This is a genomic window from Qipengyuania sp. B-5 (assembly GCF_056857815.1).
This window is the reverse complement of record NZ_JBSXNU010000018.1, coordinates 1-26,343: the sequence shown is the minus strand read 5'-3', so window position 1 is coordinate 26,343 and position 26,343 is coordinate 1. Positions and strand designations below refer to the sequence as shown.

The 26,343-nt window shown below is 55.5% G+C and carries 25 protein-coding genes and 2 pseudogenes; 18 read left to right on the top strand and 9 right to left on the bottom strand.

The genetic code is table 11. The annotated features are described in order from the left end of the window. A partial coding sequence (locus AC13CE_RS00950; RefSeq protein WP_482971163.1) for an integrase core domain-containing protein occupies window positions 1–609 on the top strand: 609 nt, incomplete at its 5' end. Between the two features lie 155 nt (window positions 610–764). On the opposite strand, the gene AC13CE_RS00945 is transcribed toward AC13CE_RS00950, so the two are convergent. Both AC13CE_RS00945 and AC13CE_RS00940 read right to left on the bottom strand, forming a co-directional pair. Continuing rightward, on the bottom strand, window positions 765–1,178 hold the full coding sequence (locus AC13CE_RS00945) for a hotdog fold thioesterase (RefSeq protein ID WP_082737144.1): 414 nt from the start codon (window positions 1,176–1,178) through the stop codon (window positions 765–767). Next, window positions 1,175–2,062 carry an alpha/beta fold hydrolase gene (locus AC13CE_RS00940; RefSeq protein ID WP_067182333.1) on the bottom strand — a complete coding sequence of 296 codons (888 nt, stop codon included), beginning with the start codon at window positions 2,060–2,062 and terminating at the stop codon, window positions 1,175–1,177. The genes AC13CE_RS00945 and AC13CE_RS00940 overlap by 4 nt, the downstream gene beginning before the upstream one ends. 76 nt (window positions 2,063–2,138) lie before the next feature. On the opposite strand from AC13CE_RS00940, the gene AC13CE_RS00935 reads away from it, so the two are divergent. From AC13CE_RS00935 to AC13CE_RS00920, 4 genes are all read left to right on the top strand, one after another. Beyond that, window positions 2,139–2,615 (top strand): MarR family winged helix-turn-helix transcriptional regulator, encoded by a 477-nt coding sequence (locus tag AC13CE_RS00935; RefSeq protein WP_067182336.1) that lies wholly within the window; start codon window positions 2,139–2,141, stop codon window positions 2,613–2,615. 228 nt (window positions 2,616–2,843) lie between these two features. After that, window positions 2,844–3,410 carry a MarR family winged helix-turn-helix transcriptional regulator gene (locus tag AC13CE_RS00930; RefSeq protein WP_067182339.1) on the top strand — a complete coding sequence of 189 codons (567 nt, stop codon included), beginning with the start codon at window positions 2,844–2,846 and terminating at the stop codon, window positions 3,408–3,410. Further along, window positions 3,407–4,993, top strand: coding sequence for an ABC1 kinase family protein (locus AC13CE_RS00925; RefSeq protein WP_067182342.1), 1,587 nt, complete (start codon window positions 3,407–3,409; stop codon window positions 4,991–4,993). Before AC13CE_RS00930 ends, AC13CE_RS00925 begins: the two co-directional genes overlap by 4 nt. Before the next feature lie 77 nt (window positions 4,994–5,070). After that, window positions 5,071–5,841, top strand: coding sequence for an NUDIX hydrolase (locus AC13CE_RS00920; protein ID WP_067182344.1), 771 nt, complete (start codon window positions 5,071–5,073; stop codon window positions 5,839–5,841). 338 nt (window positions 5,842–6,179) lie between these two features. On the opposite strand, the gene AC13CE_RS00915 is transcribed toward AC13CE_RS00920, so the two are convergent. After that, window positions 6,180–6,431 (bottom strand): hypothetical protein, encoded by a 252-nt coding sequence (locus tag AC13CE_RS00915; protein WP_067182347.1) that lies wholly within the window; start codon window positions 6,429–6,431, stop codon window positions 6,180–6,182. A gap of 371 nt (window positions 6,432–6,802) precedes the next feature. On the opposite strand from AC13CE_RS00915, the gene AC13CE_RS00910 reads away from it, so the two are divergent. From AC13CE_RS00910 to AC13CE_RS00890, 5 genes are all read left to right on the top strand, one after another. Next, window positions 6,803–7,876, top strand: coding sequence for an NADPH:quinone oxidoreductase family protein (locus AC13CE_RS00910; protein WP_067182350.1), 1,074 nt, complete (start codon window positions 6,803–6,805; stop codon window positions 7,874–7,876). A 123-nt stretch (window positions 7,877–7,999) separates the two neighbouring features. After that, window positions 8,000–8,284: a hypothetical protein gene (locus AC13CE_RS00905; protein WP_067182352.1), complete on the top strand. Its 285-nt coding sequence runs from the start codon at window positions 8,000–8,002 to the stop codon at window positions 8,282–8,284. Window positions 8,285–8,341: 57 nt separating this feature from the next. Beyond that, window positions 8,342–9,160: a DODA-type extradiol aromatic ring-opening family dioxygenase gene (locus tag AC13CE_RS00900; protein WP_067182354.1), complete on the top strand. Its 819-nt coding sequence runs from the start codon at window positions 8,342–8,344 to the stop codon at window positions 9,158–9,160. Window positions 9,161–9,191: 31 nt separating this feature from the next. Beyond that, on the top strand, window positions 9,192–10,511 hold the full coding sequence (locus AC13CE_RS00895; protein WP_067182357.1) for an aromatic ring-hydroxylating dioxygenase subunit alpha: 1,320 nt from the start codon (window positions 9,192–9,194) through the stop codon (window positions 10,509–10,511). Window positions 10,512–10,529: 18 nt separating this feature from the next. Then, window positions 10,530–11,075: a 3-phenylpropionate/cinnamic acid dioxygenase subunit beta gene (locus AC13CE_RS00890; protein WP_082737145.1), complete on the top strand. Its 546-nt coding sequence runs from the start codon at window positions 10,530–10,532 to the stop codon at window positions 11,073–11,075. 547 nt (window positions 11,076–11,622) lie between these two features. Here AC13CE_RS00890 and dmpG read toward each other — a convergent pair. The 3 genes from dmpG to AC13CE_RS00875 all read right to left on the bottom strand — a co-directional run bounded on the left by dmpG (window position 11,623) and on the right by AC13CE_RS00875 (window position 14,450). Then, on the bottom strand, window positions 11,623–12,663 hold the full coding sequence (gene dmpG, locus AC13CE_RS00885; protein WP_067186976.1) for a 4-hydroxy-2-oxovalerate aldolase: 1,041 nt from the start codon (window positions 12,661–12,663) through the stop codon (window positions 11,623–11,625). Further along, window positions 12,663–13,580, bottom strand: a complete 918-nt coding sequence (locus AC13CE_RS00880; protein ID WP_067182363.1) for an acetaldehyde dehydrogenase (acetylating) — start codon at window positions 13,578–13,580, stop codon at window positions 12,663–12,665. The genes dmpG and AC13CE_RS00880 overlap by 1 nt, the downstream gene beginning before the upstream one ends. 78 nt (window positions 13,581–13,658) lie before the next feature. After that, entirely contained in the window at window positions 13,659–14,450 is a 792-nt protein-coding gene (locus AC13CE_RS00875; protein ID WP_067186977.1) for a fumarylacetoacetate hydrolase family protein, read from the bottom strand. 241 nt (window positions 14,451–14,691) lie between these two features. Between AC13CE_RS00875 and AC13CE_RS00870 the strand changes: the two genes are divergently transcribed. Continuing rightward, window positions 14,692–15,489, top strand: a complete 798-nt coding sequence (locus tag AC13CE_RS00870) for an IclR family transcriptional regulator (protein ID WP_067182365.1) — start codon at window positions 14,692–14,694, stop codon at window positions 15,487–15,489. 10 nt (window positions 15,490–15,499) lie between these two features. On the opposite strand, the gene AC13CE_RS00865 is transcribed toward AC13CE_RS00870, so the two are convergent. Then, window positions 15,500–16,288 carry an SDR family NAD(P)-dependent oxidoreductase gene (locus tag AC13CE_RS00865; RefSeq protein ID WP_082737146.1) on the bottom strand — a complete coding sequence of 263 codons (789 nt, stop codon included), beginning with the start codon at window positions 16,286–16,288 and terminating at the stop codon, window positions 15,500–15,502. Window positions 16,289–16,418: 130 nt separating this feature from the next. Between AC13CE_RS00865 and AC13CE_RS00860 the strand changes: the two genes are divergently transcribed. The 7 genes and pseudogenes from AC13CE_RS00860 (at window position 16,419) to AC13CE_RS00830 (ending at window position 25,837) form a co-directional block, all read left to right on the top strand. Then, the gene (locus AC13CE_RS00860; RefSeq protein WP_067182368.1) at window positions 16,419–17,261 is read left to right on the top strand and encodes an alpha/beta fold hydrolase; all 843 of its coding nucleotides are present in this window, start codon (window positions 16,419–16,421) and stop codon (window positions 17,259–17,261) included. Continuing rightward, the gene (locus AC13CE_RS00855) at window positions 17,258–18,919 is read left to right on the top strand and encodes a class I adenylate-forming enzyme family protein (RefSeq protein ID WP_170935376.1); all 1,662 of its coding nucleotides are present in this window, start codon (window positions 17,258–17,260) and stop codon (window positions 18,917–18,919) included. Before AC13CE_RS00860 ends, AC13CE_RS00855 begins: the two co-directional genes overlap by 4 nt. 47 nt (window positions 18,920–18,966) lie before the next feature. Then, window positions 18,967–21,153: a TonB-dependent receptor gene (locus AC13CE_RS00850; RefSeq protein ID WP_170935377.1), complete on the top strand. Its 2,187-nt coding sequence runs from the start codon at window positions 18,967–18,969 to the stop codon at window positions 21,151–21,153. A gap of 306 nt (window positions 21,154–21,459) precedes the next feature. Then, window positions 21,460–22,710, top strand: a complete 1,251-nt coding sequence (locus tag AC13CE_RS00845) for an NAD(P)/FAD-dependent oxidoreductase (protein ID WP_067186978.1) — start codon at window positions 21,460–21,462, stop codon at window positions 22,708–22,710. 951 nt (window positions 22,711–23,661) lie between these two features. Further along, window positions 23,662–23,820: pseudogene (locus AC13CE_RS00840) on the top strand (hypothetical protein); the annotation flags it as partial. Window positions 23,821–23,945: 125 nt separating this feature from the next. Continuing rightward, window positions 23,946–24,275, top strand: coding sequence for a DDE-type integrase/transposase/recombinase (locus tag AC13CE_RS00835; RefSeq protein ID WP_474949025.1), 330 nt, complete (start codon window positions 23,946–23,948; stop codon window positions 24,273–24,275). A 932-nt stretch (window positions 24,276–25,207) separates the two neighbouring features. Continuing rightward, on the top strand, window positions 25,208–25,837 hold the full coding sequence (locus tag AC13CE_RS00830; RefSeq protein WP_082737149.1) for a TetR/AcrR family transcriptional regulator: 630 nt from the start codon (window positions 25,208–25,210) through the stop codon (window positions 25,835–25,837). Window positions 25,838–25,937: 100 nt separating this feature from the next. Here AC13CE_RS00830 and AC13CE_RS00825 read toward each other — a convergent pair. Continuing rightward, a pseudogene (locus AC13CE_RS00825) lies at window positions 25,938–26,202 on the bottom strand (transposase); the annotation flags it as partial. 1 nt (window position 26,203) lies between these two features. Then, window positions 26,204–26,343: transposase (locus tag AC13CE_RS00820; RefSeq protein WP_482971164.1), on the bottom strand; the 140-nt coding region annotated here is incomplete at its 5' end.

The window sequence follows — 26,343 nt, the reverse complement described above, 5'->3', positions numbered from 1 at the left end:
ATCACCTCTCCACCAAGCGAAAAAGGCCATTTGCGGTGTGGAGCCGAAAAACCTTCGGGCTACGCCCTACGGTCTCCCGGCTCCACACCGCATTCTCATCCTGATTGTCGCAAGATCCTCACCTTGTTTGTCGCGCAGCAGCTGGCAGCGGTGCCGGACACGTCGATCTCTGGTCGCCGCGTCGTTCGCGAGCTGACCGCGCTGATCGAACGGCGTGGGAAGCCCGGCATGATCGTCAGCGACAACGGCACGGAGCTCACCAGCAATGCCGTGCTGGCATGGTGCGAGGAGATTGGCGTGGAGTGGCATTACATCGCTCCGGGCAGACCGATGCAGAACGGCTACGTGGAGAGCTTCAACGGCCGCATGCGCGACGAACTGCTGAACGAGACCCTGTTCATCAGCCTGGCCCATGCCCGCGTCGAGATCGCCGTATGGGTGGAAGACTACAACCGAGAGAGACCGCCCTCATCCCTTGGCTACGCGACACCGGCGGCGTTCGCCGCCGAACTAGATAAGCAATGGCCTGCTTCGCCACGCCCTACGGGCTCCGCTGCGCAGCCCATTGCTTCAACCTCGCTCATACGCAACAACGCGGCTCGGCTCTAATCCCAGCTGGGGGAAAATCAGGGGGTCACGTCACTCATTGGAAGGCGGCTATCGTGACGCAAATCGCTCTGAAAGTCGTGGGACTATTTTGCAGGTCTTCGAGGAACAGACCTGCTAATTTTCGCCCTGCAGTTAGTTCCATTAGGATAACGCTGCTAGCATACGTAGGCACCGCGGCCGCTAGCCAAAAGGTTGCCAGTAGGACCGTATACACGTGTTTCAGCGACCGAGATAGTTTTACCGATCTTGATTATTTTGCCCGATGCTACGAGTGGTCCCGAGGTTGCCGGGCGGTGGTAGTCGACCCTCAGATCGGCGGTCGCCTTGGCCCCTGTACCTTGCGACAATAAGGTGTAGAGCCCGGTTAAATCGATCAGAGAGGCGAGCACGCCGCCATGCGCTGAACCGATTGCCGGGTTTGACACGATCTCGTCGCGCCAAGGCATCTCCAGTTCAAGCTGCTCGCTCGAACATGACCGTAAAGTGAGGCCAAGCCACCGGTGAAACGGGGCAATCTGCAGGATCTCTTCGAGGCGCTTAGGATCGATCCTTGTCGGATTATCGGTCATGTAACGGCTCCCTGCGCACTGTGATTACGCTTGAGAAAATCGAGTATCACTGCCGAAAAGGCATCGTTGGCATCGCCAACCACCATATGTGTTGCCTCTGCGATGTCGGTGTATTCAGCGTGTGGAGCAAGTTCGAGCAATTGCGCGACCGCGTCTTCGGAGACCAGATCGCTCGATCCGCCGCGAATAATATGCAATGGCAGCGAAAGCCTGCTGGCTGCATCGTTCAGCGCATCAAATTGGCGTTCCTGATGAGCCGGATCGCTTCGCTTGGCTAGCGTAATGTTGCGGATAAAGGCCGGATCCCAATGCCAGTAGTAGCGGCCGTCTTCCTTCTCTCGCAGATAGCGCCGTAAACCCTTGCCGGCTCCGCGCTTGCGGCGATGTGGCATGTAACGCGCGATGACCTCTGCCGCTTCGTCGGGTGAAGAGAAACCGGTCTCCACGTGCTCCTCCATAAAGCCGACTACGCGCATAACGCCCCCCGTTTCCATACGCGGCGCGATGTCGACGAGAGTGAGCGACGCGAAGCGGCCCGGCGCAAGGTGTCCTTCGGCGATCAGTCCGGCCAGCCCGCCAAGGGAGGCCCCGACGAGCGCTGGCTTGCGGTCTATTTTTGAAGCAATCGCAACGAGATCTGAAGCGAAGTCGCGCGTTTCGTAAGCGCCCTCGGCAGACCATTCGCTGTCGCCGTGACCGCGCATATCAATTGCGATCGCACGGAATCCCGCATTGGCGAGATCGGCTGTGACACGTTTCCATGCGTGACGGGTCTGGCCGCCCCCATGCGCGAGCAAGACCGGTAAAGCATCGGCATTTCCGGTCGCTTCGGCTGCTATGGAGATGCCACCATCTCCCCCGATATGGAAAGTTTGCGACTGCATACCGCAACCTCTATATTGTAAATCGGTTTACAGTAAACGGCTTTATTTCCTGATCGGTTATGGTAGGTTGCCCAGGATGGCGGCCACGACGGACTATGACCCGGATACAAAGGGGGCAAGTTTCCTCACCGATACCGATCGGCTGTTCTTTCTTATGGAGGAAGTGACCCGGCGTTTGCGCAGGACCGTCGATTCTTCGGTTGAACAATTCGGGCTCACGCGGACGCAATGGCGTGCATTGGCTTATCTCTTTCGGAGCCCAGGCATGACCCAGACAGAGCTGGCTCGGGAACTGGAACTAGAGCGCGCTAGCATCGGCCGGACTATTGATCGCCTGGAAGAACTTGAGCTGGTAGAAAGACGCAGCGCGAAGAACGACAGGCGCGTTTGGCGGGTTCATTTACGCCCTGCCGCGATCGAGCTACTTCCCAAGATGCGAGTAGAAGCTGATGCGGTGCATGCTCGCTTGCTCGGGGGGATCCGTTTTGGGGAACTGGAACGCTTACGCGGATCGCTGGCCAAGATGCATGACAATCTGGGCAGCGAGCCATAATCACTCGAAATCGAGCCCGCGCCCCGCATTCGCACCCCACGTTGCCCTTCAGGGGGGACTTATGCTCAGATGAGGGACGCCGAGCGCATGCGATCATAAGATCCCGGCAGTCGTGGCAGGCGAGGTGGCCGGAGCCCTCGCACTTACCCAGCGCCGTTCGGTACCTTATCAGCTCGAGCGACCCTCGGATTCAATTTCTGCTGTAGCGTGAAATCAGCGAGTGTTTGCATGGCGGCACTGCTAGCGAATATGGTCGACGCTGAGCTTGAACACGCCAGGCTTGCGCGAGCCTTCCAAGATAGCGCGATGGATAAGCATATGTCGAAAGATGAGATACGTGATTACGCCCCCAACGAAAAGGATGACATTCTATATTTGCTAGAAGAGGTGAACAGGACCGCTCGGCGGACGTTCGACGCTCTGATCGTGGGGCTCGACCTCAATCAAACACAATGGCGGATCATCGCGTCCTTGTTGAGGGAACCTACGCTAACACAGACCGAGATTTCTCGCCTGCTTGAGCTTGAATCGGCGACGATAGGACAGGCTGTCGCAGTTTTGGTTGAAAAAGGTTTGATCGAGCGAGAGCGGGCGGCGCACGATCGAAGAGTTTGGAACCTCCACCTCACCGAGCAAGTAAGAACCATCTGGCCAGAACTGCGCGAAGCGGCTGATCGACTCCACGAAATTCTCTGGAAGGAAATGTCTGCGCCTGAAATCGACCTCCTGCGTACGATGCTTCGAAAAGTTGCGGAGAATCAGAAGCAGGCTGACACTTGCGAAGAAAGCCGATGAAGCATGATCTGGAAAACAGTGTCGGTGAACTGACGCGGCTAGCAGAACTCGGTCAGATTTTCGCCCGGCACGGTCTGAAAAATCTCGGAAGCTTATTTGGCGTTATGCCGGTTTCGGAGAAGGAGCCAGATACCGAGGACTTGCGTCCTGCATCGGTGGTGGCGCTGTTGCGCGATGTCGGCCCTGTCGGAATAAAGCTTGGCCAGCTCCTGGCGACCAGAAGCGATCTGTTTACACAACCCTGGATTTCCGCGTTCGGCACTCTCCACGACCAGGTGGAACCGCTGCCGTTCGATAAGATCGAACCGGTGATTGTATCGGCTTGGGGCAGCGACTGGGAATGTGAATTCGCCGCTTTCGAGAGAAACCCGATCGCCTCAGCCTCTATCGCGCAGACTTATGTCGCAACCCTGCTGGACGGAAGCGAGACTATCGTGAAAGTCCGCCGACCCGGCATGGCGCCCAGGATCGAGGCGGACATGAGGCTGTTGACACGGCTCGCGGGCCTCGCCGAGCGTCGGTCAAGCGACATTGCCCGCTATCGACCCGTGCAGTTCCTCCAGACATTCGCCAAGAATTTAGCGCGGGAGATGGACCTGGCGGCAGAAGCACGCGCTTGTGAACGGATTGGCGGTTATCTGGAGATGCTTGGGGTGAAGACCCCCGCGATCCACTGGCAACTTACAGGCATGACGATCAATGTGCAGGAAGCCCTGGTCGGAAAGCCTGCGTCGCGGCCCCCGGCAACTGGTCAGGGAGATAATGCCCGGTTCGCGAAGCGCTATGCCGATGCGGTGCTACGGATGATCCTTCTCAACGGAGAGTTTCATGGCGACCCGCATCCCGGCAACGTCTTCTGGATGGAAGGGAACCAGGTAGGCTTCATCGATTTCGGCTCGGTCGGCTTTCTCAGCGGCGCGCGGCGTCAGGAAATCGTCCGCCTGATTTTTGCTATCGCGAACGATCAGATAGACAAGGTGGCCGATCTGCTGCTTGACTGGGCAGGCAATCCACTCGTGGACCGCGCGCAATTGGCGATGGATCTGGATGAGCTGATCGAGGAATTTCGCGGCACAGCTCTTGCGGGGATTGAATTCTCGGCAATCTTCGATCGGGTTTTCGGATTGTTGCGCGAGTATCGCCTCGTATTGCCGCCCGACCTCGCTATTTTGCTGCGCACCCTGCTGACCGCAGAAGGCTTCGTTCGCTCTTTGGCGCCGGACTACAATATCGCCGAAGAAACGAAGCCGATCGTGATGCAATTGTTTGCCGAGCGATTTTCGATCGGAGCCGCGCGGGATCATTTGGCCAAGGTCCGCAGTGGGCTGCTTGATTTCTCGGCATCGCTGCCCGAGCTAATCGAGAACGTTGCCTCGGTCGCTCGATCAGGTACGATTCAGGTGTCCATCGACCCAGCCAGCCTGAACCATCTGACGCGGGAAGAGGACCGCAGCACCCCCGTCAAGGGTCCGGTGGTCGCCGCATTGATCGTCTCTGCCGCATTGCTGGCCGACCAATCGTTGTTACTGGCAGGCATTGTTCTGGCTTTCGCGGGAATAGCACTCATTCCTAGATGGAACTGATAAGACCATACGCGTTGAACGCTTAGATCACGGCCGCCCGGCACCGATATTGGCTACATCAAGGGAGAAGAGTGGAAATGACCGAACAGAAACCAGCCGAGGCGGTGCCTGCCGCCACCATGCTGCTGGTGCGGGATGAACCGGAGTTTCAGGTTCTCATGGTGAAGCGACATCATCAGATAGACTTCGCATCTGGCGCACTGGTCTTCCCCGGCGGGAAACCCCACTCCGATGATTCTCTGGAGGAATGGGCCGCTTACTGCGACGGGCGGGATCAGGTCGATACGACCCAGAGAATTTTAAAGATCGCTGCGATCCGCGAAGCTTACGAGGAGGCTGGCATTTTGCTGGCGGTCAACCGCGATGGCAGCCCTTTCGAAGGGGCCTGTGACCCGGACAGCCGCCGGGCAGTCGAACAGGGGGAAAGATCGTTCCTCGATGTCGTCCGGGAGTCCGATGTGATCTTGCGGCTCGATAGCCTCACCGATTTTGCCCGGTGGATTACCCCGGTCTTCATGAAGAAGCGGTTCGACACCTGGTTCTACGTCGCTCGAGCCCCGGAACGCCAAATTGCCGCGTGCGATGGCTATGAGACGGTAGATGCCGAATGGCTGTCACCAAATCGTGCTCTGGAGATGGGGCAATCGGGCGAGCGCACGGTCATTTTCCCGACCCGACTGAACCTGGAACTGTTGTCCAAGGCGAACAGTGCTACGGACTGCGTAGATCGCGCGCAGGCGCGCACGATCGTGCCTGTCCTGCCGTGGGTCTTGCAGCGAGATGGCAAGAATATCCTGACCATCCCGGAGGATGCAGGCTACGGCCCGGCAAGCGAGGTTATAGGATGAATAACGCCGAGACGATCGATCGTCTCGGCAAGAGGGGACCGGCTACCATCGTTTTGTAGCCCCGTCGCAAACCGTGTCACCTAGCTATGCGCCTGGCTTATTAGGGTTTATTGCTGTCTTGCAGGATGTTCGTTCGAAAATATTCCGGTCGGAACTCAGGAATCGCCTTTCAGTCTCTGTCCTGTTATCGCAATGAAACAGCGAGCGTTGGGCCAGATAGGTCTAGCAGCAGCATCATTAGACCTAAGAGAAGCCGAGCAAACAAGCTCCAAGGACCGAGATGAACCAGAACATCCACGAAATTAAAGTGACGCTGATCTACTGCGACTACCGGCATGTTAGCTGATCTGCACTCTTCTAATTGGCCCGATTTCTATTTTTGAATTGGTTAAGAGAGTGACGGAATGGTGAGGAAGCACCATCTGAAAGAAAACATCGCTAAGCTGCGAGTAGTGGAGATTGTTCGGGTGCAGGGCGGAACGATCGCGGATCTGTGCCGCGGGATCGGTGTCGGCGAGCCGAGCCAATATCGCTAGCGCAAGGGGAATGCCAGCCTCAAAATGGATCAGGCGCAGCTTCCGAAAGAGCATGCAAAGGAATCCCCCGGTTGCAGCGCGCGGCGTCAGAACTCACGCTATACAATCTGCTCCTTCTGGGAGGTGCAAGGTAATCATCTCAGTCTCTCGCTTCGACGATGGCGCATCGGACAGATCCGGCGAATGATACCTGTATAAGCGAATGACTACTGCTTGACCTTGATACAGCACCGCCGGGTCTCACAGCTCGTTTCACTATCGGCCTTGTTCCAGGGAAGGCGTGACACCGCCACGGCTGCCATCCCGTTCCGCCACGTTCCACCAGCGGACCGTATTGGTGCCAGAAGCAGACTTGTAGAAACAATCGGTGCGGACCACTCAGTGCGGCCGGTTTTTAGGCCAGAGGGGAAAAGGCTCGGAAATTCATGCGAGCCATTGCTTTTATGCCCCAATTGCAGTCTTGCCGCAATCTCCATACCTATGCGAATGGTAATTTGCGGACACGGGAGTTTGAGTTGGAAACCATGAAGGCTTGGATCGTCAGGAAATATGGCAATCCGGAGGAGATGGTCTTAGGACAAACTGCCATGCCGAAGCTGGGGGAAGGGCAAGAGAATCGGGCGGACACTCTGGTCAAGATTGACGCTGCAGGTCTGAATTTTGCGGACGAAATCGCGATTGCAGGAAAATATCAGGATCGGATAAAACCGCCGTTTGTGCCAGGCAACGAGTTGGCGGGAACGGTCGTCGAGGCAATCCCGGGTTCTCGATTCTCTCCCGGTGACAAGGTCGCATGTCAGGTCCGCAGTGGTGCCTTTGCACAATATTGTGGCGTCGCTTCTGACCGTCTGATGGCGATAGGAGACTTACCAGCCTCGGTGGCCGCCGCGCTTCCGGTTTCCTACACCACTGCCCATGTCGCCCTTTTCGAAAAGGGTAATCTCAAGAAGGGAGATACGGTCCTAATCCATGCGGCGGCAGGCGGATTGGGCATCGCTGCCACTCAGCTTGCAAAAGCAGCGGGAGCTCGCATCGTTGCCACGGCAGGCGACGAAGACAAGCGGCGAATCGCTAAAGAGAATGGGGCTGATCATGTGATCGATTATCGTCAATCTGACTGGTCCGAGCGAGTAAGAGCTCTGGCACCAGATGGGGTCGATATCGTCATGGATCCGGTCGGCGGCGAAACTTCGGAACAGAGTCTGCGTCTTCTGGCATGGGAGGGCAGGCTGTTAGTATGCGGCTTTGCCGGTGGGACGGTTCAGGCGCTCAAGGCGAACTACATGCTGGTTAAGTCCGCCAGTGTGCACGGTGTATACTGGAGCTTCGACCGCTCGCCGGAAGCGATTCGCACCATACAGCAGAAGCTGGTTAATCAATGTGCCAGAGGCGAAATTCGCCCCCTAATTCGGGATGTGTATCAAATGGATGAACTCGTTTCAGCAATGGAGTCGCTGCGCTCTCGCGGAACGGTAGGTAAAGTCGTGATTGCCATGTAGCAGCAAACGGTCTGATTGGGCCGGCTCAGCGACCTCGAAGGCAAAACCATACTCTTGCGTATTGACTTTTCGACCCGAAGATCCGATTGAACGATATCTGAGGTGCCGGAAGGGACGTGACAGATGAGTTTTGGAGCCGTCGAGCAACTGTTTTACGACGTGAGTACCAAACGGAATTCCCGCGCAGCGTTTCGCGAGGATGCCACAGCTTTCGCAGAGAAGTACGCCCTCAGCGAGCTAGAACGCGACATGGTCTTGTCCATGAATGCCGAGGGACTCTTCGAGTACGGCATTAACCCGATGCTTCTGATGGGCTTCTGGACAAGCGTAAACGGACCGCAATCGATGCCGGATTATCTGTCCCGCGTTCCGACGCTGACGTCACAGCTCGAGACGGTAAGCGAATGAAGTGAGAGGCCGGCGGCAGCGAAGCGCTTACCCGTCTATCTTTAGGAGAGTTTCAAGATGGCCGAAATAGTCGGCGGCTTCATCATGCCGCATGATCCATTGTTGTTTGTGAACCCAAAGAAGAAAGAGCGCGACCACCTGATTGGCGCTTATTCGGAAATTCGCGACAAAGTAAGCAAGTCCGGCGCGACGAAGGCGATCATCTTCGGCGCGGACCATTATATTCTCTTCGGCCCTCGCTGTCTGCCACAGTTTCTTATCCCGACAGGCGAGCTTCATGGTCCCATTGACCGGTTGCCCGGTGTTGGAGATTCACCGATCGCCAGCGATCCGGGTTTCGCAGAGTATTTGGTCGGCCATGCCCATCAAAGCGGCTTCGACGTGTCTGTGGCGCGCGACTTGGGGGTGGATCATGCAATCGGGGTGCCCGCCCAGCTTGCCCTTCCGGCCGACGGGTCGGTCAAGACGGTTCCCGTTTATATGGCGAGTGGCGTAGCGCCGTATGTTCGTCTCCAAAGGGCATATGATTTCGGACGAATGATTGGCGATGCCATTGCGAAAATGCCCGTAGACGAATCCGTAGTGTTGATCGGCAGCGGAGGGATCAGCCACTGGGTGGGCACCGGAGAAATGGGGCGCATCAATTCCGAGTTTGATCGGAAGGTCCTCGACTGCATCGTTTCCGGCGATGCGACCCCTCTCCTTTCAATGACAGACGAGGAAATAATGCGCGAAGGCGGCAACGGTGGAATGGAGATTCGTCATTTTCTTGCAGTGATGGGTGCTCTGCCGGCGGGCCGAGGCGAAGTGCTCGCTTACGAAGCCTGGGATGGCGGCGTTACCGGCCTCGGCTTTGCGGAGATACTGCCCGCCTGAACGGGTCGGGTTCGAATAGCTGGAGAATGACATGACTGAATCGCTCTTGAAGCCGGATAGTAATGCAAAATTGGCTGCGGGCATCGAGGAACTCGTCGACGCCGAAGCGGGAAATATTGACCGCCGGATCTTCTGGGACGAATCTATCTACAACCTGGAGCTTGAACGGATTTTTGCGCGATGCTGGATTTTTGTCGCGCATGACACGCAATTGCCCAATGTTGGCGATTTTCTAACGACGACAATCGGTGAAGATGCGGTCATCGTGTCGCGTGGCGAAGACGGCAAGATCCACACCTTTCTCAACTCCTGTACGCATCGAGGTAATCGCGTGTGCTTTGCAGAGGCGGGCAACTCCCGGCGGTTCACATGCAATTTTCATGGCTGGTCCTACGGTCTCGACGGTAGCTTGAAGAATGTCAGTCGCCCGCAGTCCTATAGTGGAAAATCGAACCTCGATAAGTCCAAGCTTGGCCTGCACAAGGCGCGTGTCGAAAGCTATAAGGGGATGCATTTCGCCTGCTTCGACCCGGAGGCCCCGTCGCTTGAGGAATATCTAGGCGAATTTCGCTGGTATCTAGATGTGATCCTCGACAATGACGAAGGTGGTATCGAGTTTATCGATGGCAACATCAAATCTCGGCTCAAATGCAATTGGAAATTCCCGGCAGAGAACTTCGTGGGCGACTCGTATCACGCTCCCTGGACGCATAGCTCAGCCTTGATCGCAATGTTCGGAAAACAGCCGACCATGCGACCTGACCGTTCTTATCATGCCAATGCGAACGGCCACGGCTGGGAGTTTGGACTGGATTTCATTGGGAACGCGGCAACGCTCAATTCACCGCCGATTATCGACTATCTGCGTGAGCAGGAGGCGAAATTTGCCGAACGTCTGGGGAAGGTTCGCAGCAGGATGGTAGGCGCTCTAAGCTCCGCTAACGTCTTTCCCAATCTTTCCTTCCTGGCAGGTCACAACACTTTTCGGACATGGAACCCCAAGGGTCCAAGGAGCACGGAACTTCACACCTGGGTGTTCCTGAACGCAAATGCCCCGGAAGAACTCAAGGAAGAATATCGCCGCGGGGTAATGTTAACCTTTTCTCCGGCGGGTGTGTTCGAAATGGATGACGGCGAGAACTTCGAGAATTGCACGGCGGTCAATGTAGGCGTGGTGACCCGGCAGCAACAGCTTCACTTCGGGATGGGCCTCGATTCGAAAATCGAACACGAGGAACTGCGCGGCAATGTTTATCAAAGCCAGATCAATGAAGCGAACCAACGGGCCTTCTACCAGCGCTGGGCAGATCTGATGGGTGCAGAAACCTGGGCCGACGTTCCTGTCCGTTAGAAATATTCAGAGGTAAATGTGAAGACTCTCGAACAAACCACCCGGCGCGATCACTGCTCTGTGTCAGCCGAGTTACTTTTGGAGATACAGCAGTTTCTGTATCGAGAAGCCCGTTTGCTCGATAACGAGCAATATGATGAATGGCTAGAATTGCTGACGGACGATATCCATTATTGGGTACCAGGAGTGCAGGCCCGCTATCGAAAGGATGAGGCGAAGTTCAGTTCCGAACGAATGGCCTATTTCGACGACGGCCTCGAATATCTCAAGATCCGCGTGGCACGCGCCAAGCAGCCGTCGGCATGGGCCGAAGATCCACCCACCAGGCATTTTCACCTGATCGGCAATATCGAGGTCTTACCTACTGAAGATTCTAACGAGTGGACGGTCCATTCTGTGATCCTCAACCATCGTCATCGGACTGAAGACGATGAAATGGAACTAAAAGCCAGACGCGTCGATACAATCAGGCGGAACTCAGAAGGTCTGCTCCAACTGGCGCGCAGGAAGGTCATCTTGCAGGAAACTGTCTTGCAAGCAAAGAACATCAATACGTTCCTTTGATTGTGTGAAGGCCCTTCTGCTTGCCCGCAACTGGGCCGAATCTGTTGCATAGGCCTGGCGGCGTAGGTTGCCCGAAAGTACTCTTGCCGCTGTTGCTGACGGCCTCTTGGCGGCTGCCACCGTGCGGGAAAAGTGGCTCGGAACGATGTAGAGAAGCAGGTGTCGTTTCTGGCACCGCAGCTGATCGGAACACCCCACGGCCTTGACAATTCCGCAATGTCAGGATCGGCAGCGCAAGATAGTGTGGATTGCTTCGCTATGGCCGGTCTGCCCTTTCGGGAGAGAAAACGAGACTTGGTTTCAATGAGGTGACAGTCGATATAGCGCCGATAATCAGGGAGTTCGCGATTTTGGCGGGTCGGAGCCTTTGCCAAATGGTCGGCAGGATACGACCCCAGGCAGAGTTCTTAGCAAAGCCTGCGGTGATGAGGTTGTCCGCTCCCTGTCGCGTGGGTCCGAGGACTTCTCGTCCAATTTGGCCTCCCGACAAGGAGCGACAGCAACGCCTTTCGTAACTTCGTTCTGTTTTGAAGTGCTTGAATCGCCGTCAAACCAGATCGCGTTCCTTGGCCATCGAGAGCGCGGTGTCTTCGATCATGTCCTCCTGACCCCCGATCATTTTCTTGCGAGCCAATTCCATCAAGATATCACGTGCAGACAAGCCGTACTTACGTTCGGCTTCTTTGGCCTGATACAGGAAGGTTGAGTAGACCCCTGCAAAACCGAGCGTTATGGAATCCCTGTCCGCACGGGGCGGCTGAGGCATGATCGGCAAAACCCGATCCTCTGCTACGTCCATCAGCTTAAACAGATCCACCCCGGTTTCGATGCCCAATCGCTCTCCGACGGCAGCCATCAGTTCGAGGGGTGTATTGCCAGCGCCAGCACCCAATCCGGCAGCCGAACCGTCGATGCGGTCCGCGCCCGCGGCTACAGCAGCCAGCGAATTGGCGACTCCCATCCCGAGATTGTGATGAGCGTGAAATCCGATCTCGGTTTCGTCCTGCAAAGCTGTGCGAAGGATGGTGATGCGATCGGTAACTTCATCAGGCAGCATGTAACCTGCCGAATCAACACAGTAGATTGTTGTTGCTCCATACCCTTCCATCAACAGCGCCTGCTCAACCAGGTGCTCGGGCGGCGTCATATGCGCCATCATGAGAAAGCCGACTGTATCAAGCCCAAGTTCCCGTCCCAGGCCAATGTGCTGTTCGGTAACGTCGGCTTCGGTGCAATGCGAGGCGACATGAACACATCCTGCCCCGCAATCGGCGGCCATCCGCAACTCATCCAGAGTGCCAATGCCCGGAACATGGAGTACCGAGATAGTCGCCTTTTTCACTACCTTGGCCACTGCCGAGATATATTCGCTATCCGAATGGAGTCCGCGACCGTAATTCAGGGATGATCCTCCCAACCCGTCACCGTGAGTGACCTGGATCAACGGCACCCCTGCGTCATCAAGCCCGGAAGCGATATCGACCATCTGATCCAGCGTGATCTGATGCCGCATGGAATGCATGCCGTCGCGCAGACACATATCATGCAGCTTGAGCTTTTTACCCCTAACCTGTTCTTCGAGTGTCATCATGCGTTCTCCTTCAATGGTGAGAGTTCAAGTCGGCCATCAAGGATGTCTTGTGCAAACATTTCGGCCGTGCGCGCTGCAGCGGCAGTCATGATGTCCAGATTTCCTGCATATTTGGGGAGAAAATCGCCAAGTCCCTGCACTTCCAGAAAGATCGAGACTTTGCGCCCCTCGAAAATTGGCCCGTTCTTCAATTGGTAGCCGGGGACATATTGTTGCACAGCAGAAATCATCTCGTGCACGGATGCGGTGATCGCTTCCTGATCCGGCTCGTCGACTGTTTCGCAATAGACGGTGTCACGCATCATCAGCGGAGGCTCGGCCGGATTGACGACCACGATAGCCTTGCCTTGCGCTGCACCTCCCACTTTCGCGACTGCCGCAGAAGTGGTGCGCGTGAACTCGTCGATATTCTTCCGAGTACCCACTCCGATCGACTTCGACGCGACCGTTGCGATTATCTCGGCGTAATCCACGCTTTGAACATTGCTGATGGCGGCGACCATCGGAATCGTGGCCTGACCCGCGCATGTGACCATGTTGACGTTCATTGCCTTACGGCCTGCCAGATCCTTGAGATTCACCGGGGGAACGCAAAGCGGGCCAAGGGCGGCGGGCGTCAGGTCGATCATAAGAATGCCCAGCTCGTTCAGCTTGCGGCTGTTTTCGGCGTGGACATAGGCCGAAGTCGCATCAAACGCGATGCTCACTCCATCCTCGATCGCGTGAGGCACCAGCCCGTCAACCCCTTCAGCAGTGGTCTTGAGGCCCAGTTCCTTCGCGCGGGCCAGACCTTCGGATCCGGCCTCAATACCCACCATCCAAACGGGTTCGAGAACTTCGGAACGAAGCAGTTTGTAAAGCAGATCGGTGCCGATATTCCCCGGCCCGATTATTGCGCATTTAATTTTGTCCATCCGAGCATCCTTACTTTGTCACTAGAGTGCGCCGAGGTCTGTCACCTCGCTGCTATCCTTGCCGAAGCACGCGATTGGCTAAGAAAAAATCATGCGACAGGACCCAAGCCCGTCGCTGAGGTTAAGTTGCAGCGTGTCACCGCTGGATATGTCGATCATCGGACCAAGTGCTCCGGAAAGGATTATTTCGCCCGCCCTGAACGGCATTCCAAGCTCGCCAAGCGTATTGGCCAGCCAGGCGACAGAGTTAAGAGGGGAACCCTGAACAGCGGCGCCGATCCCGCTCGCAACCTCGACTCCATTACACTCGATTGTCATGGCCACTTTTGCCAGATCGATCTCACGGGGATCGACCCGCTCGGTCCCTATCGCGAATATTCCGCACGAGGCGTTATCCGCGACTGTATCCTGAATTCTGATATCCCAGTCTTGAATGCGGCTATCGACGATCTCGAAACAGGCAGTGACATATTCGGTCGCCTCCAGTACATCGGCGGCGGTCACGCCAGGCCCGTTGAGATCATGTTGCAGGATGAACGCAATTTCGCCTTCTGCCTTGGGTTGGATGAGTGATTTGTGATCTACCGTAGCGCAATCGGGAACCAGCATTCGATCGGTCAATTGTCCGAAATCAGGCTCGAACACCCCGATCATTTCCTGCACCACTTTGGAAGTAACGCCGATCTTTTTGCCGATGATCTTTTCGCCAGCTTCCAGACGGCGCGCGACCATTCGTTCCTGGACGCGATAGGCGTCGACAATATCTATCTCCGGATGGCGATCCCGCAGATTGGAAACCGTTCGGCCCTTGATCAGTGCGCCGTAGAGTTCATCACCCAGGGAAGATATTATTGAACTTTCGAGTGGCATTGCCTTAAATTCTCCCAAACGTGCGCATCGAAACGCCCTTGTATCTTTTGCCGATCTCGTCTCCTGGCCACCATCGAGCAATTCACCGCCCGTCCAATCTGAGCAGTCAGCGAATCCGGCACGGTTCGAAAACGGCGTCTTCAATCTATGTTTGTGTCTGTGCGCTATCGTTTGGCACCCTGCCAAGCTTGACCGGCGGCAATTGAGGCCTAGAGCCTCACTCTGTGAGAGGAGCGACAAGATGAACGATGCATCCAGCACATCGGTTGTCGAGCGAATACTCGACCTGATCGGTTGCCTTTCGTCGGCGCCCAAGACGGTAAGGGAAATCTGCGAACATACCGGCATTCCCGTTTCTACAGCTCACCGGCTCTTGAGGCCGTTGGTCGAGCGCAAATTTGTAATCCGGCAACGTCGAGGATTATACGCTCTCGGCATCGCCAGCGTGGAAATAGCGGTACGTGCGGATATCGATTCGATTATTACCACTGCAACCCGGCCCATTATGGCAGACCTCGCCAAGACTTGCAGGCGTACGGTGCATCTGGGCGTCTTTCGTGACAATCTTGTACGCTATTTGGTCAAGGCCGAATCCGGGTGCCGACGGTCTCCTTCTCGGGAGGAGATCGAGCTCGAGGCTTACTGCACAGCGATTGGCAAGGCCCTGCTTGCTCAACTGGAACGGGACAGGCTTGAAGACTATCTTGCCTTGGGCGATTTCGTTCCTCTTACGGACAACACAATATTCGATGTCGATGACCTGAGACAAGAAATCAACGGCGTACGCCGACAGGGATGGGCGATAGATCGAGGGGAGATGTATCCAGAGCTGCGCTGCCTCGCGGTGCCGATACGGGGCAGGACCGGCCTGTTGGCGGCGGTGTCAGTCACCGAGGTCTGCAACGACGTTGATCCCGAGAAAGCGGAACAGGATTTGCTGACGCTTTTTCCGCGCATCGTTGAAGCGGCAGAGGCAGTTTCCGATGTTTTGCGAATGCCAGGGGACGAGGTTCGCGAGAAGCGAAGTAACAAGACTTGAAGTGCTCGGCCTAACCCATTCGCGAGATCAATCCGCCATCGCTGACCAGGATCGTTCCATTTAGGTTTACTCCATCTCTAGGTGACGCGAGAAGCACATAGCATCCGGCATGATCTTCCGCCTCTGCCGCCCTTGCCAGTGGCGATGCCTTCGCCACCATTTCAACTGTGCGCTGTTCGGAATCGAGACGACGCGATGCGCTCTCCAGTGTGTCCAATCCCGAAAGGCCCGTGACAGTCCCGCCAGGAGCAACGCCGTTAACGCGGATTTGCGGCGCCCATTCATAAGCAAGTTGATAAACTATGCCCCGCAGTGCGAACTTGCTGGCAGTGTACAATGTGCCACCGCCGCCAGCTCTGAAACTAGCATTGGAGCAGGTCACTATCAGAGAGCCCGTGGATTTCCGCAACGCATCTGCGGAAGCTCGCGCCAAGAGCAAAGTCGACAGCACATTAATTCGGAACAATTCCTCGAACGCTGCCTCCACGTCTTCCATTTTCATGCGATCTATACGCTTGTACCAGTCGTAAACGCCGGCGTTCGCTATCGTGGTGTCCAGTTTTCCGAATTTTTCCTGCGCAAGTTCGACGCCCGCTTCGCAGATCGCAGCCTCTGTGCAATCTCCCGCGAGGACAGAGCACCGATCCCCCAAGTGATCCGACAAATCCGCGAGAGCGTCGGCATTGCGATCCAACGCAACTACATTCGCTCCTTCCTCGACGAGACGTATCGCCACTGCCTTGCCGATACCTGAAGCCGCGCCAGTGATTAACGCTGTTTGGCCCGAAAGTTTTCCCATCAATTCTCACCCTCTGGTTTTTTGTCTATTTCAGATCAACCATCCATACTCCAGCGTATTGACATCTTCCAAGGTCCCTCGCAACAGACAAGGAAGAAGAATTTGGCGAAATGCTGCTTTGGAGAGAGGTATGCCCGGTAATACGGAGCTTCCCGATATCGGGTTGTCGATAGACGTCGACGGTATCCAGACAAATTATCACGATTGTGGAGAAGGTGACCCCGTCATCCTCCTTCACGGTTCGGGTCCGGGCGTGACCGCCTGGCAAAACTGGCGAGGAATCCTGCCAAAACTTGGGGAAACGCACAGGGTTCTGGCCCCCGACATCGTGGGCTTCGGCTTTAGCCAACTGCCTGAAGGAGAGAAGCCGGGCATCAAACTGTGGACGCGGCATCTGGCGGGCTTTATAGAAGCCCTTGGCCTCGACCGCGTAACGCTGGTCGGCAACAGCTTCGGTGGTGCCCTCGCGCTGGGAATGATGGCTTTTCATTCCGACAAGGTGCGCTCGCTTATTCTTATGGGCACACCGGCTGGTGAGTTTGAGCAGACGCAGGGATTGGCGGACAGCCGATCCTTCGAGCCCAGCATGGACGCCATGCGCGCTATGATGAAGGCATTCCCATACGATCCGTCAATAGTTACCGACGAGGCAGTGGCCGCGCGCCTGCGTGTGGCGGAAATCGCCAGCGGGAAAGAGACAATCCGCAAGCTGCAGCCTGGCGCTGATCAAGCATCGAAAGGTCCACGAATCGTCAAGGGCATTCCGCTGGAGCAGTTGAAAGCTATCGATGCGCCAACGCTGATTCTGCACGGCCGCGAAGACAAGATGATTCCATTGCATGTTGCAGTGCGAATGCACGAACACCTCAAGCGCTCCGAGATGCATGTCTATGGTCAATGCGGCCACTGGGTCCAGCTAGAGCGTGAGCATCAGTTTCTGGACCAAATACGCGCATTTCTCCGTCGCAATTGAAATCCTCGCTAGCCGTATTTCTTGGCCGCAAAATCCTTAACACAGTTTCCGGCGAAATGGTATTTATGCAGATGTCGAAAACCAGAACCGAGATACTTCGTCGTCTCAGTGAAGGCGATCGAGCTTTCCTGCGCGAAGAATATAGTGATGTCGTGACCATGTTCTGGGACGCGGTAGAAGCTTGTCCTGAAAAGCTGGCACTGATTGAGGGAGATCGAAAACTCTCATACGAGCAGTACGGTTCTGCGGTTGCAGGTCTCGCTGCGCGCATTGGCGAGATTGTCCCGCCATCAGGCCGTGTCGCGATTTCCATCCCGAATTCTATCGAGGCAAACGTCGCCATTTTCGCTGCATTGAGCGCTGGTGCCGAGATTTCGATGGTCAATGCCGAATATACGCCGCGCGAACTTGGAGTGTTGTTCGGGATTGCGGAGCCCGATCTCGTTCTGGCGGGTGGACAGAACGCCACGGTCGCCGGTGCCACCGCCGGCAGCATTGGTAAACCACTAGCGATCGTGGGCGAGGGCGGCATTGCGATCGAGCAGTTGCTGGAAACGCCGCCAGAGCGGCCGGGACTCGAAATAACGGGCGAAAGCCCCTGTATAATCATGTTTACGGGTGGATCGACGGGCGCACCGAAGGGTGTCCGGCGCTCTCAAAGCTCGGAAATGAGCTGCATCAAGGCAATGCAAACCGCTTGGCCTACTCGCCTATACGAAGAAGTCTGGCTTAATGTTGCCCCCGTCAGCCATGTCTGGGGCCTGCACATGGGGTGCTTCAATCCTGTTTATGGGCGCGCTCCCCTCGTAATCGTTCCGCGCTTCCAGCCAGACGTCACGGCAGGTCTGATGGAAAAGCACAGGGTCAGCGTCTTCAGCGGTGGTCCGGCGGCTATCTATCAGGGACTCCTTGCAGCCCCTGATGCCGACTTATCTGCGCTGTGGCTGTGCCCTGGCGGCGGTTCGGTATTCTCTCGGCAAACCCTTCTGCGTTGGGAGGCCAAGACCGGCCTTCCGATACTCGAGGCATTTGGCATGACAGAAGGCGGCCCACTGACGGCGCAACCACTCGACGGCTCGCACAAGTACGGCACTGCTGGCCTCCCATTGCCCGGTATCGAGGTGGCCATTGCTGCGCTCGATGGAAGTGGCAAGCGGCTGGATCCGAATGAGAACGGTGAAATTTTGATCCGCGGAGAACGTGTCATTGAGCAATACATGGGCCTTCCACCATGTGCAGATGACGGATGGCTCCCCACCGGGGACATCGGATGTTTGACTTCGGATGGTTTTCTGACAGTCGTCGACCGCAAGAAAGACATGCTCATTGTTGCGGGATTTAATGTCTATCCCAGCGAGATCGAGGAAGTAATTTCCCAAGTTCCGGAGGTCACGGATGTGGCTGTAATCTCAGTGCCTGACGATCGCAAGGGTGAAGTGCCCTTTGCTTTTGTAGCAATCGACCAGGGGGCCGGGATTACTGAAAAGACACTCCTAAATCACTGCGCCGAGCACCTGACCAACTACAAGATTCCGCGAGCAATCGTCTTGCTTGACGAGCTTCCAAAGACGCCCGCACGCAAGCCGGACAAAAAGAGGCTCGAGAAACTGGCTAGAGATTTTTTGAGGAAGCAAGGCAATAAAATTACTGCAAAGTAATACAGGAATAGATTGCTAATTTTATTATGCCAAATTGGGGAGGTTTTATGAAAGTATACTTTTTAACAACGGTGGCTGCGCTGCCGGTTTTGCTCTGCCCGGCCGCAGCTTTTGCGCAGGGTGCATCTGAGGATCAAGCGGGCGAGTTCGCAGGAGCGACCGAGGCACAGGCTGAGGAAGGCAATGGGACGATTATCGTTACCGCCACTCGCCGTGAGGAAAGCCTGCAGGAAGTGCCAGTCGCGGTGACGGCAGTTTCTACCGAAGCGCTGACGACATCCGGCGTCGAGCAGGTCCGTTCACTCAACCAGCTTGTGCCCGGATTCAATGGCGGGCGCAATCAGAACGTGATGCAGCCCAGTATCCGTGGCGTAGGATCCAGCGGCACCTCAGTGGGTGATGAATCGAACGTCGCCGTGTATGTCGATGGGGTGTACCAAGGCGATCCTTATTCGACACAGATTGATCTCGTCGAAGTTTCGCGGGTAGAGGTATTGCGCGGACCGCAAGGTACGGTATTCGGTCGTAATGCGACCGGCGGTTTGGTTAACGTCGTGACGCCGGATCCGCAGTTCGCGCCACGGGCCTGGGTAAGGGGAAGCTGGGGCCGACTGCGCGAAGACTCGAACAATTTCGACATCCGCGCCTATGCAACCGGCGGGTTGACAGACTCGATCGCTGCCGATCTGGCGGTACTGTACCGAAATCAAGATGGATACGCGACTGACTTGGTCAGCGGCGGCACAGTCGGCGATACCGAAATTGCTTCCATCAGATCCAAGCTGTTGTTTCAACCTAGCGACGATGCTGAGTTCGTTCTGACGGTTGCCTACGTCGATACGCACGAAGAAACTGCGGCGACCGCCCAGCCTTTTGAAGGCAACACCCGTGGCGCACAATTCGCCGGAGCGATCATCTCTGACGAGCCTTGGGAAATCTCGAACTTCGCCTTTGGAACACCGGGCTTGTCGGAATTCACCCGTCTCGATCTTGCGCTGAAGGGGCAGATTGATCTGGGCGGAGTTATGCTTGAATCGACTAGTTCTTATATGAAGACGCGCGTCCATCAGATCGCAGATTCCGATGCCACCAACATCCTCCTTGGTGAAACGAACATGCGGGTAAAGCCCGACACATTCACGCAGGAACTTCGTCTGATTTCGGACAATGCCAGTCCGTTAAGTTGGACTGCCGGCGTTTATTACTACCAGCTTGAGGGCGAGCAGCCGCTCATATTAATAAATCGCCAGGATACGGCGACCCCTGTTACGCCGATCACGATTGAACCTGAAGTCAAGAACTCTTCGATAGCGGCATTCGCCGAAGGAACCTATGAGTTGGCACCAAGGCTTTCGGTAACTCTGGGCGGGCGGTTCACCACTGAAACACGAAAGTTTTCTCAACGGATTAACGGGAATCAGCTCTTCTCCGATGCAGAAGAAGATTTCGATAAGTTTACCTATCGGGTGGCTGTCCAGTATGAAGCTTCACCTGACCTGAACCTTTATGCGACCTATGGGACAGGCTTTAAGAGCGGCACGTTTAACACGTTCAGCGCTTCCAGCGTTGCTGTCGAACCCGAAACCATCGAAGCACTGGAATTCGGCATCAAATCCGATCCATTCCCATGGCTACGCGCAAACCTTGCGACCTTCTATTATACCTATGACAATCTGCAAGTTACCGCGCGGGCGGCGGACAATTCCTTCGTTCTTCAGAATGCTGCAAGCGCGGAAATCTACGGCGGTGAGCTTGAACTTTCAGCAGAGCCCACGCGAGGCCTCAATCTGAGAGCTGCCCTGGCTTACACGCATGCCACCTACGATGAATTTGAAAGTGCGCAGGTGTTCATTCCTCAGCCCGGTGGGGGAAACATGGTTGCCTCGGCTGACGCATCAGGAAATCAACTTGTCCGTACGCCAGAATTCACTTTGACGCTGGGTGGTCGCTACACTTTCGATGCGTTTCAGGGTGAAGCATTTATCGGCGGCAACCTGTTTCATTCGAGTGAGGTTTATTACGACTACCTCAACATTTTCGGTCAGGATTCATATGAACTGCTTTCAGCCGAGATCGGCTGGATTAGCCCAGATGATGATCTGACATTCCGGGTTTACTCCAAGAACCTTACGAATGAAGCGGTGGCTCAACAGATCTCACCGGGTCCGCTCGGGGCATACATCATTTATGAGCGCCCACGCGAAATAGGTGCAAGTGTAGAATTAAGATTCTAACCTGACGGCTGGAGGGAACGCTGAATTAAAGTCAAGCTGTACTCTCCAGCATCACCTCGATTGGGGTCACGTCATTGGAGTAGGCGGTCTACTCACGCATTGCCGTGATTGCTGTAGGGGCGCTACATGTCCGGACCAGGCGGGGCTGGTAATACCAGAAAGCGCCCCATCCATGAACTATGACCGAAACGACGAGCCCCACAGCTCCGGCAATTGCACCGAGACTTCTCGGCTGTTTTGCCAGATGCCGAAATTTGAGCATCAGACGGGATCGAGCGTCCCAATCATTGAGGAGGACCGGCGTTGATTGATCGTTTCGACGTGCTGATTGTTGGTACTGGGCACGGTGGCGCCCAGACTGCGCTGGCGCTCCGCCAGAATGGCTTTGAAGGCACCATAGCCATGTTGGGGCGAGACAAAGAACCACCCTACGAACGACCACCTCTATCTAAGGAATATCTCGCGCGTGAGAAAGAGTTCGAACGCATCCTGATTCGCCCCGTCAGCTTTTGGAAAGACAAGCAGGTGCGCCTGATGCTTGGTAGTGAAGTCGTCGCGGTTGATGCCGATGCTCGCACCGTTGCGTTGCAGGATGGCCGAACGTTTGGTTATGGAGAGTTGGTGTGGGCCGCGGGCGGCTCACCACGCAAGCTAACTTGCGAAGGCGCTGACCTCCAAGGCATCCACTCCGTGCGCGACAAGGGGGATGTTGACGCAATCACGGGCCAACTCGGTAACGGAGCGAGGCGGGTCGTGGTGATCGGCGGCGGCTATATCGGACTAGAAGCGGCAGCCGTGCTACGCAAACTTGGCTGCACTGTCGTGTTACTCGAAGCAATGGAACGCGTATTGGCCCGCGTCGCGTGCGAAGCGATTTCCCGGTTCTTCGAGGCACAGCACAGAGTGCACGGTGTGCAGGTTCGACTCAATACAGTGGTCGACTGCATTCAAGGGGATGGTACCAAAGCCACCGGCGTGAAGTTGGATAATGGTGAAGTTATCCACTGCGACATGGTCATCGTCGGCATAGGCATTGTTCCCGTCGTCGAGCAACTTTCCGCAGCTGGCGCCGATACGCCTAATGGCGTGGCCGTCGACGAGTATTGCCGTACAAGTCTGCCGCATGTCCACGCCATCGGCGATGTCGCCCTTCAAGCCAACAGTTTTGCCGATGGTAAGATGATCCGGATTGAGAGTGTGCAAAACGCCGGTGGGATGGCAAATACAGTTGCGAAAAACCTGTGCGGAAGCCAAGTTCCTTATTTAGCGACCCCTTGGTTTTGGTCCAATCAATACGACTTGAGGCTACAGACGGCTGGCCTATCTGCAGGCCATGACAAGACCGTTCTACGCGGTGATCCGTTCAAACGAAGCTTTTCGGTGATCTACCTAAAACGGGGTAAGGTCATCGCACTCGACTGTGTAAATGCGATGAAAGACTACGTCCAAGGCCTTAAGCTAGTGGAGGCAAGGGCAGAAGTCGCGGTCGAGGCGCTGGTTGACTCTGAGACGCCGCTGAAGAATCTCATATCGGTTCTGAGAGGTGAGAAAAAGTGAAAACTCACGACGACTATTGTGAATGGCTACATCGTTTTCTCCCAATCGATGACTGATATCAAAGTATTAGGGATAATTATAATTGAACGCAAAGGTGTTGAATGGGGCGAAGGTGAACGAAAGCCTCAACCAAGAAATGGTCGAAGCGACATATTCCGGTGGCGAGCATGAAATGGCTGATCCCCGGATACCCGGGGCCGGTCGGCCCGTTGACCTGCACTCAACCTGGCTCGTTTGAATCCGTCCGATAACGCGGTTGGCCGCGCAACGGTTGTCTCGGCATTTGATACACCGGATGCTGATTAACGTAGCTCCCAAAATTTGCTCGGGAAAAAATCAAAGTCAAACCGCTTCGTTGCGCATGTGTTCGGTTGAAGTGTTGGGCGCCTTAGCGGAGCCAGTTGGGCGTTGCGGGAATAGCTGTTGCGTTATCAGTTCTGCGCCGAACGCCGCCGGATTTGCGTACACCAGAACAGTTGCGTTCTCTCCCGATTGTAGTCCTCGCCCAAGGCAGCGGCTCGATCCAGGCACGGGCTACTCTGCCACCTGAATCCTGGACCATTCGCGGTTAGACTTTTCTGCCGTAGATATCCTTGGCTGGCCGAGGAGTTATGGCATGAAGGCATCGGAGTTGACGGACGCGCAGAAGGCGTTCGTCATCAAGCAGGGTGAGGAAGGGACGCCGGTGGCGGAGATCTGCCGCAAGGCGGAATAAGCCGGACGACGTACTTCAATTGGAAGAAGAAGTACGCCGGACTTTTGCCGTCGGAGGTGCGGAGGCTGCGCGAGGTCAAGGACGAGAATCGGCAGCTGAAGCAGATCGTCTCAGACCTGACGCTCTATCGTGCGATGCATCAGGATGTCATCAAGCGTAAGCTCTGAGGCCGGATCGAGAGCGCGAGATCAACGACGAGGTTCGGCAGGACTTGCAGGTGACGATCCGCAGAGCATGTGCCATACTGCACTTCGATCCTTCGACCTATCACTACTGGTTCCGCCGCAACGATCCGTCATTTTTTGAAGGAGCGTATCAGGGAGACCTGCGAGACGCATGTCCGCTACGGCTATCGGCGCGTGTACTACATTCTTCGCCACCACGGTTGGGGCGTGAACATGAAGAAGGCCTATCGCCTTTACAAGGAGTTAAGTCTTCAGCTCAGGAACGAGAGGTCCAAGCGTCGGGTGAAGGCCAAGCTGCGGGAGGATCGATCGATGGCGATCCGGCCGAACGATGTGTGGGCGATGTTCTTTGTTCAAAACCAGCTTGCGACTGGTCGCAAACTGCGCATCCTGACGGTAGTCGACACGTTTTCGCGTCTGTCACCTGTGATCGATCCGCGGTTCAGCTACCGGGGGAAGATGTGGTCGCAACGCCTGAAAAGGCTTGCCAGAAGATCGACTATCCAAAGACGATACGGGTGGACAATGGCAGCGAGTTCATCTCGCGAGACATGGATCGGAGGGCTTACCAGCGCGGTGTTACCTTGGACTTCTTTCGCCCTGGTAAGCCCGCAGATAACGTGTTCATCGAAGCGTTCAACAGCAAGCAACGGGTGAATGCTTGAACGCGCACCGCTTCCTGTTGCTGGGCGAGAGCGGTGCCGCATCGATAAGCCGTTCGAGCCTGGGCTCCTGAGCGGGGGCGACCGCATCCTCAACCACGACGAGGCCGGAAACCAGCGAAGGCTGTGCAAGGTGCTTGCGAAAAGCTGGAGGCGTAACGTAGACACTACGACGAAGAGCGACCGCACAGCGCGATCTGGAATATCCCTCCGATCTTGCTGCCAAACTCAGCCGGTGCGACCAACCCACCGGACCTGAGCCAGGTGGAAAACTCCAGGCCCGCGTGGTCCAAGGTTCGGTAGGAGTATAAGCAACCGAATGGCTCTAATCCCAACTGGGGGACAGCCGGGGGTCTCGTCAGCTACCTTCATGAAAGATGATCACAAAAGGCGGGGCGTGATCCCTCCAAAAAATTGCGTTGGTGTTTCCAGGAGTCGTTTCAAGTCTCCTGCGATTCGATAGTATGCCGCCAACGAGCTCGTTTCGTCTTGATTTATCTCACGTGGACCCAATAAACCAACCGGGCTATCAGTGGCCAACCGTTGCCAGCCCCCATGTTGCCCATAGCTCTGGCAAGGCGACCTCGTGAGCTGATCAAAAGCCGTCGGATATTGAAACAGACTGGGTACACAAAGGCAGAACGGCAACTTCGAGCCTCAGAAAGGACCATATGGGAAAAATTGCGCAAGTGCCCCCTCTTCGCCGAGTGGTTACTCTCATCTCAACCATACAGGGGATCTGGGCCCCAAATCGGGCGGACCTCAACAATTCACTTGTTCACGCAATCTTAGCTCATTCTGCGCAATACTAGAAATGCACCGGACTTCGTCGCAGTCGTCGCAAAGTGGGGTGAGTCGACGCGTTGCTTTAAAGTTTATCTCCTGCACGAAAACGCGTTTTGGGTGTAATCTTACCTATCGAACCAGCGGATATCATGCAACCTTGGCTGGGCACGAGATTAGATATTGGGACATATATGCTTAACGATAAGGGTAAGAGTGGCGATTCTAAGCAACTATCGAAGGACGCATGGCTAAAACACACCCTCAAAACCATTGGCGAGGTGGGTGTCGCTAATATTCAAATAGAATCCCTTGCTAAAGATTTAAATGTTACAAAGGGTAGTTTTTATTGGCATTTTAAAGGAAGAGACGCACTTTTGAATGATGCCCTCTCATATTGGTACGAAACTGCAACAAGGATAATTGGTCGTGCCGCCAATCGCAGTTTCAGCGATCCTATTGATCGTCTAAGATATTTTTTCAGTTTAGCATTTAATCAAAGGTACGATGTCCCTGGTGGACCGGTTGAGCGGGCCCTGCAAGAATGGGCCCGGGTTTCTGAAGCGGCATCAAAAACAACCCAACGTGTCGATCAAGAACGGATTCGGTTAATTGCAGATGCCTACATCGAACTTGGAAAAAGCGAAGTCGATGCACGTCGAATTGCTACTATGGCTCTTGGTCAGATAATTGGCCTAAACGTTCTTTCGCGATCCGAACCCAGGGAAGATCTTACTGATTATAATAAAGCATTTCAAATTATGTTCCTTACCTCGGGATGACAGCGATTCAGCAGTCGTTGCTGGGGGATCGAAATGGCCGGCAACCGTGGTCACGCTCAGTAGTCCGCTCTGAATGACTGACCGGCTGACGCCCGTAGCTTCAAGCGGAGGGGCTGAAGCCATTTTTGTGGGTACGCCGGTCAAAATAGCGCTTGAAGATGTCATTGGGTGAAGTTGCCGGAGGTGGTCGAGAGGTAATCGCGTTGTCAAAAGCGCTGTTCCGAGTAGCGCTTGCGCATGTTTTCGAACTCCTGCTGGATTTTGCGCGAGGAGCGCCCCTTGGCCTGGCGCACGAAATCAGCGACCGAGAATTGTGGTGGGATTTTGACGAACATATGCCCGCAGTCGCGGGACAAGGACCAGTTGCTAGGCCCTGTTGACAAACTGATTGGTCCAGAGGCGGGCGGCGGCGATATGTATGAAGCCGAGATAGCTTGCTGAGGTTTTGTCGTATCGGGTTGCGAGGCGGCGCGAGCATTTGAGCTTGGCGAAGCACCGCTCAATGC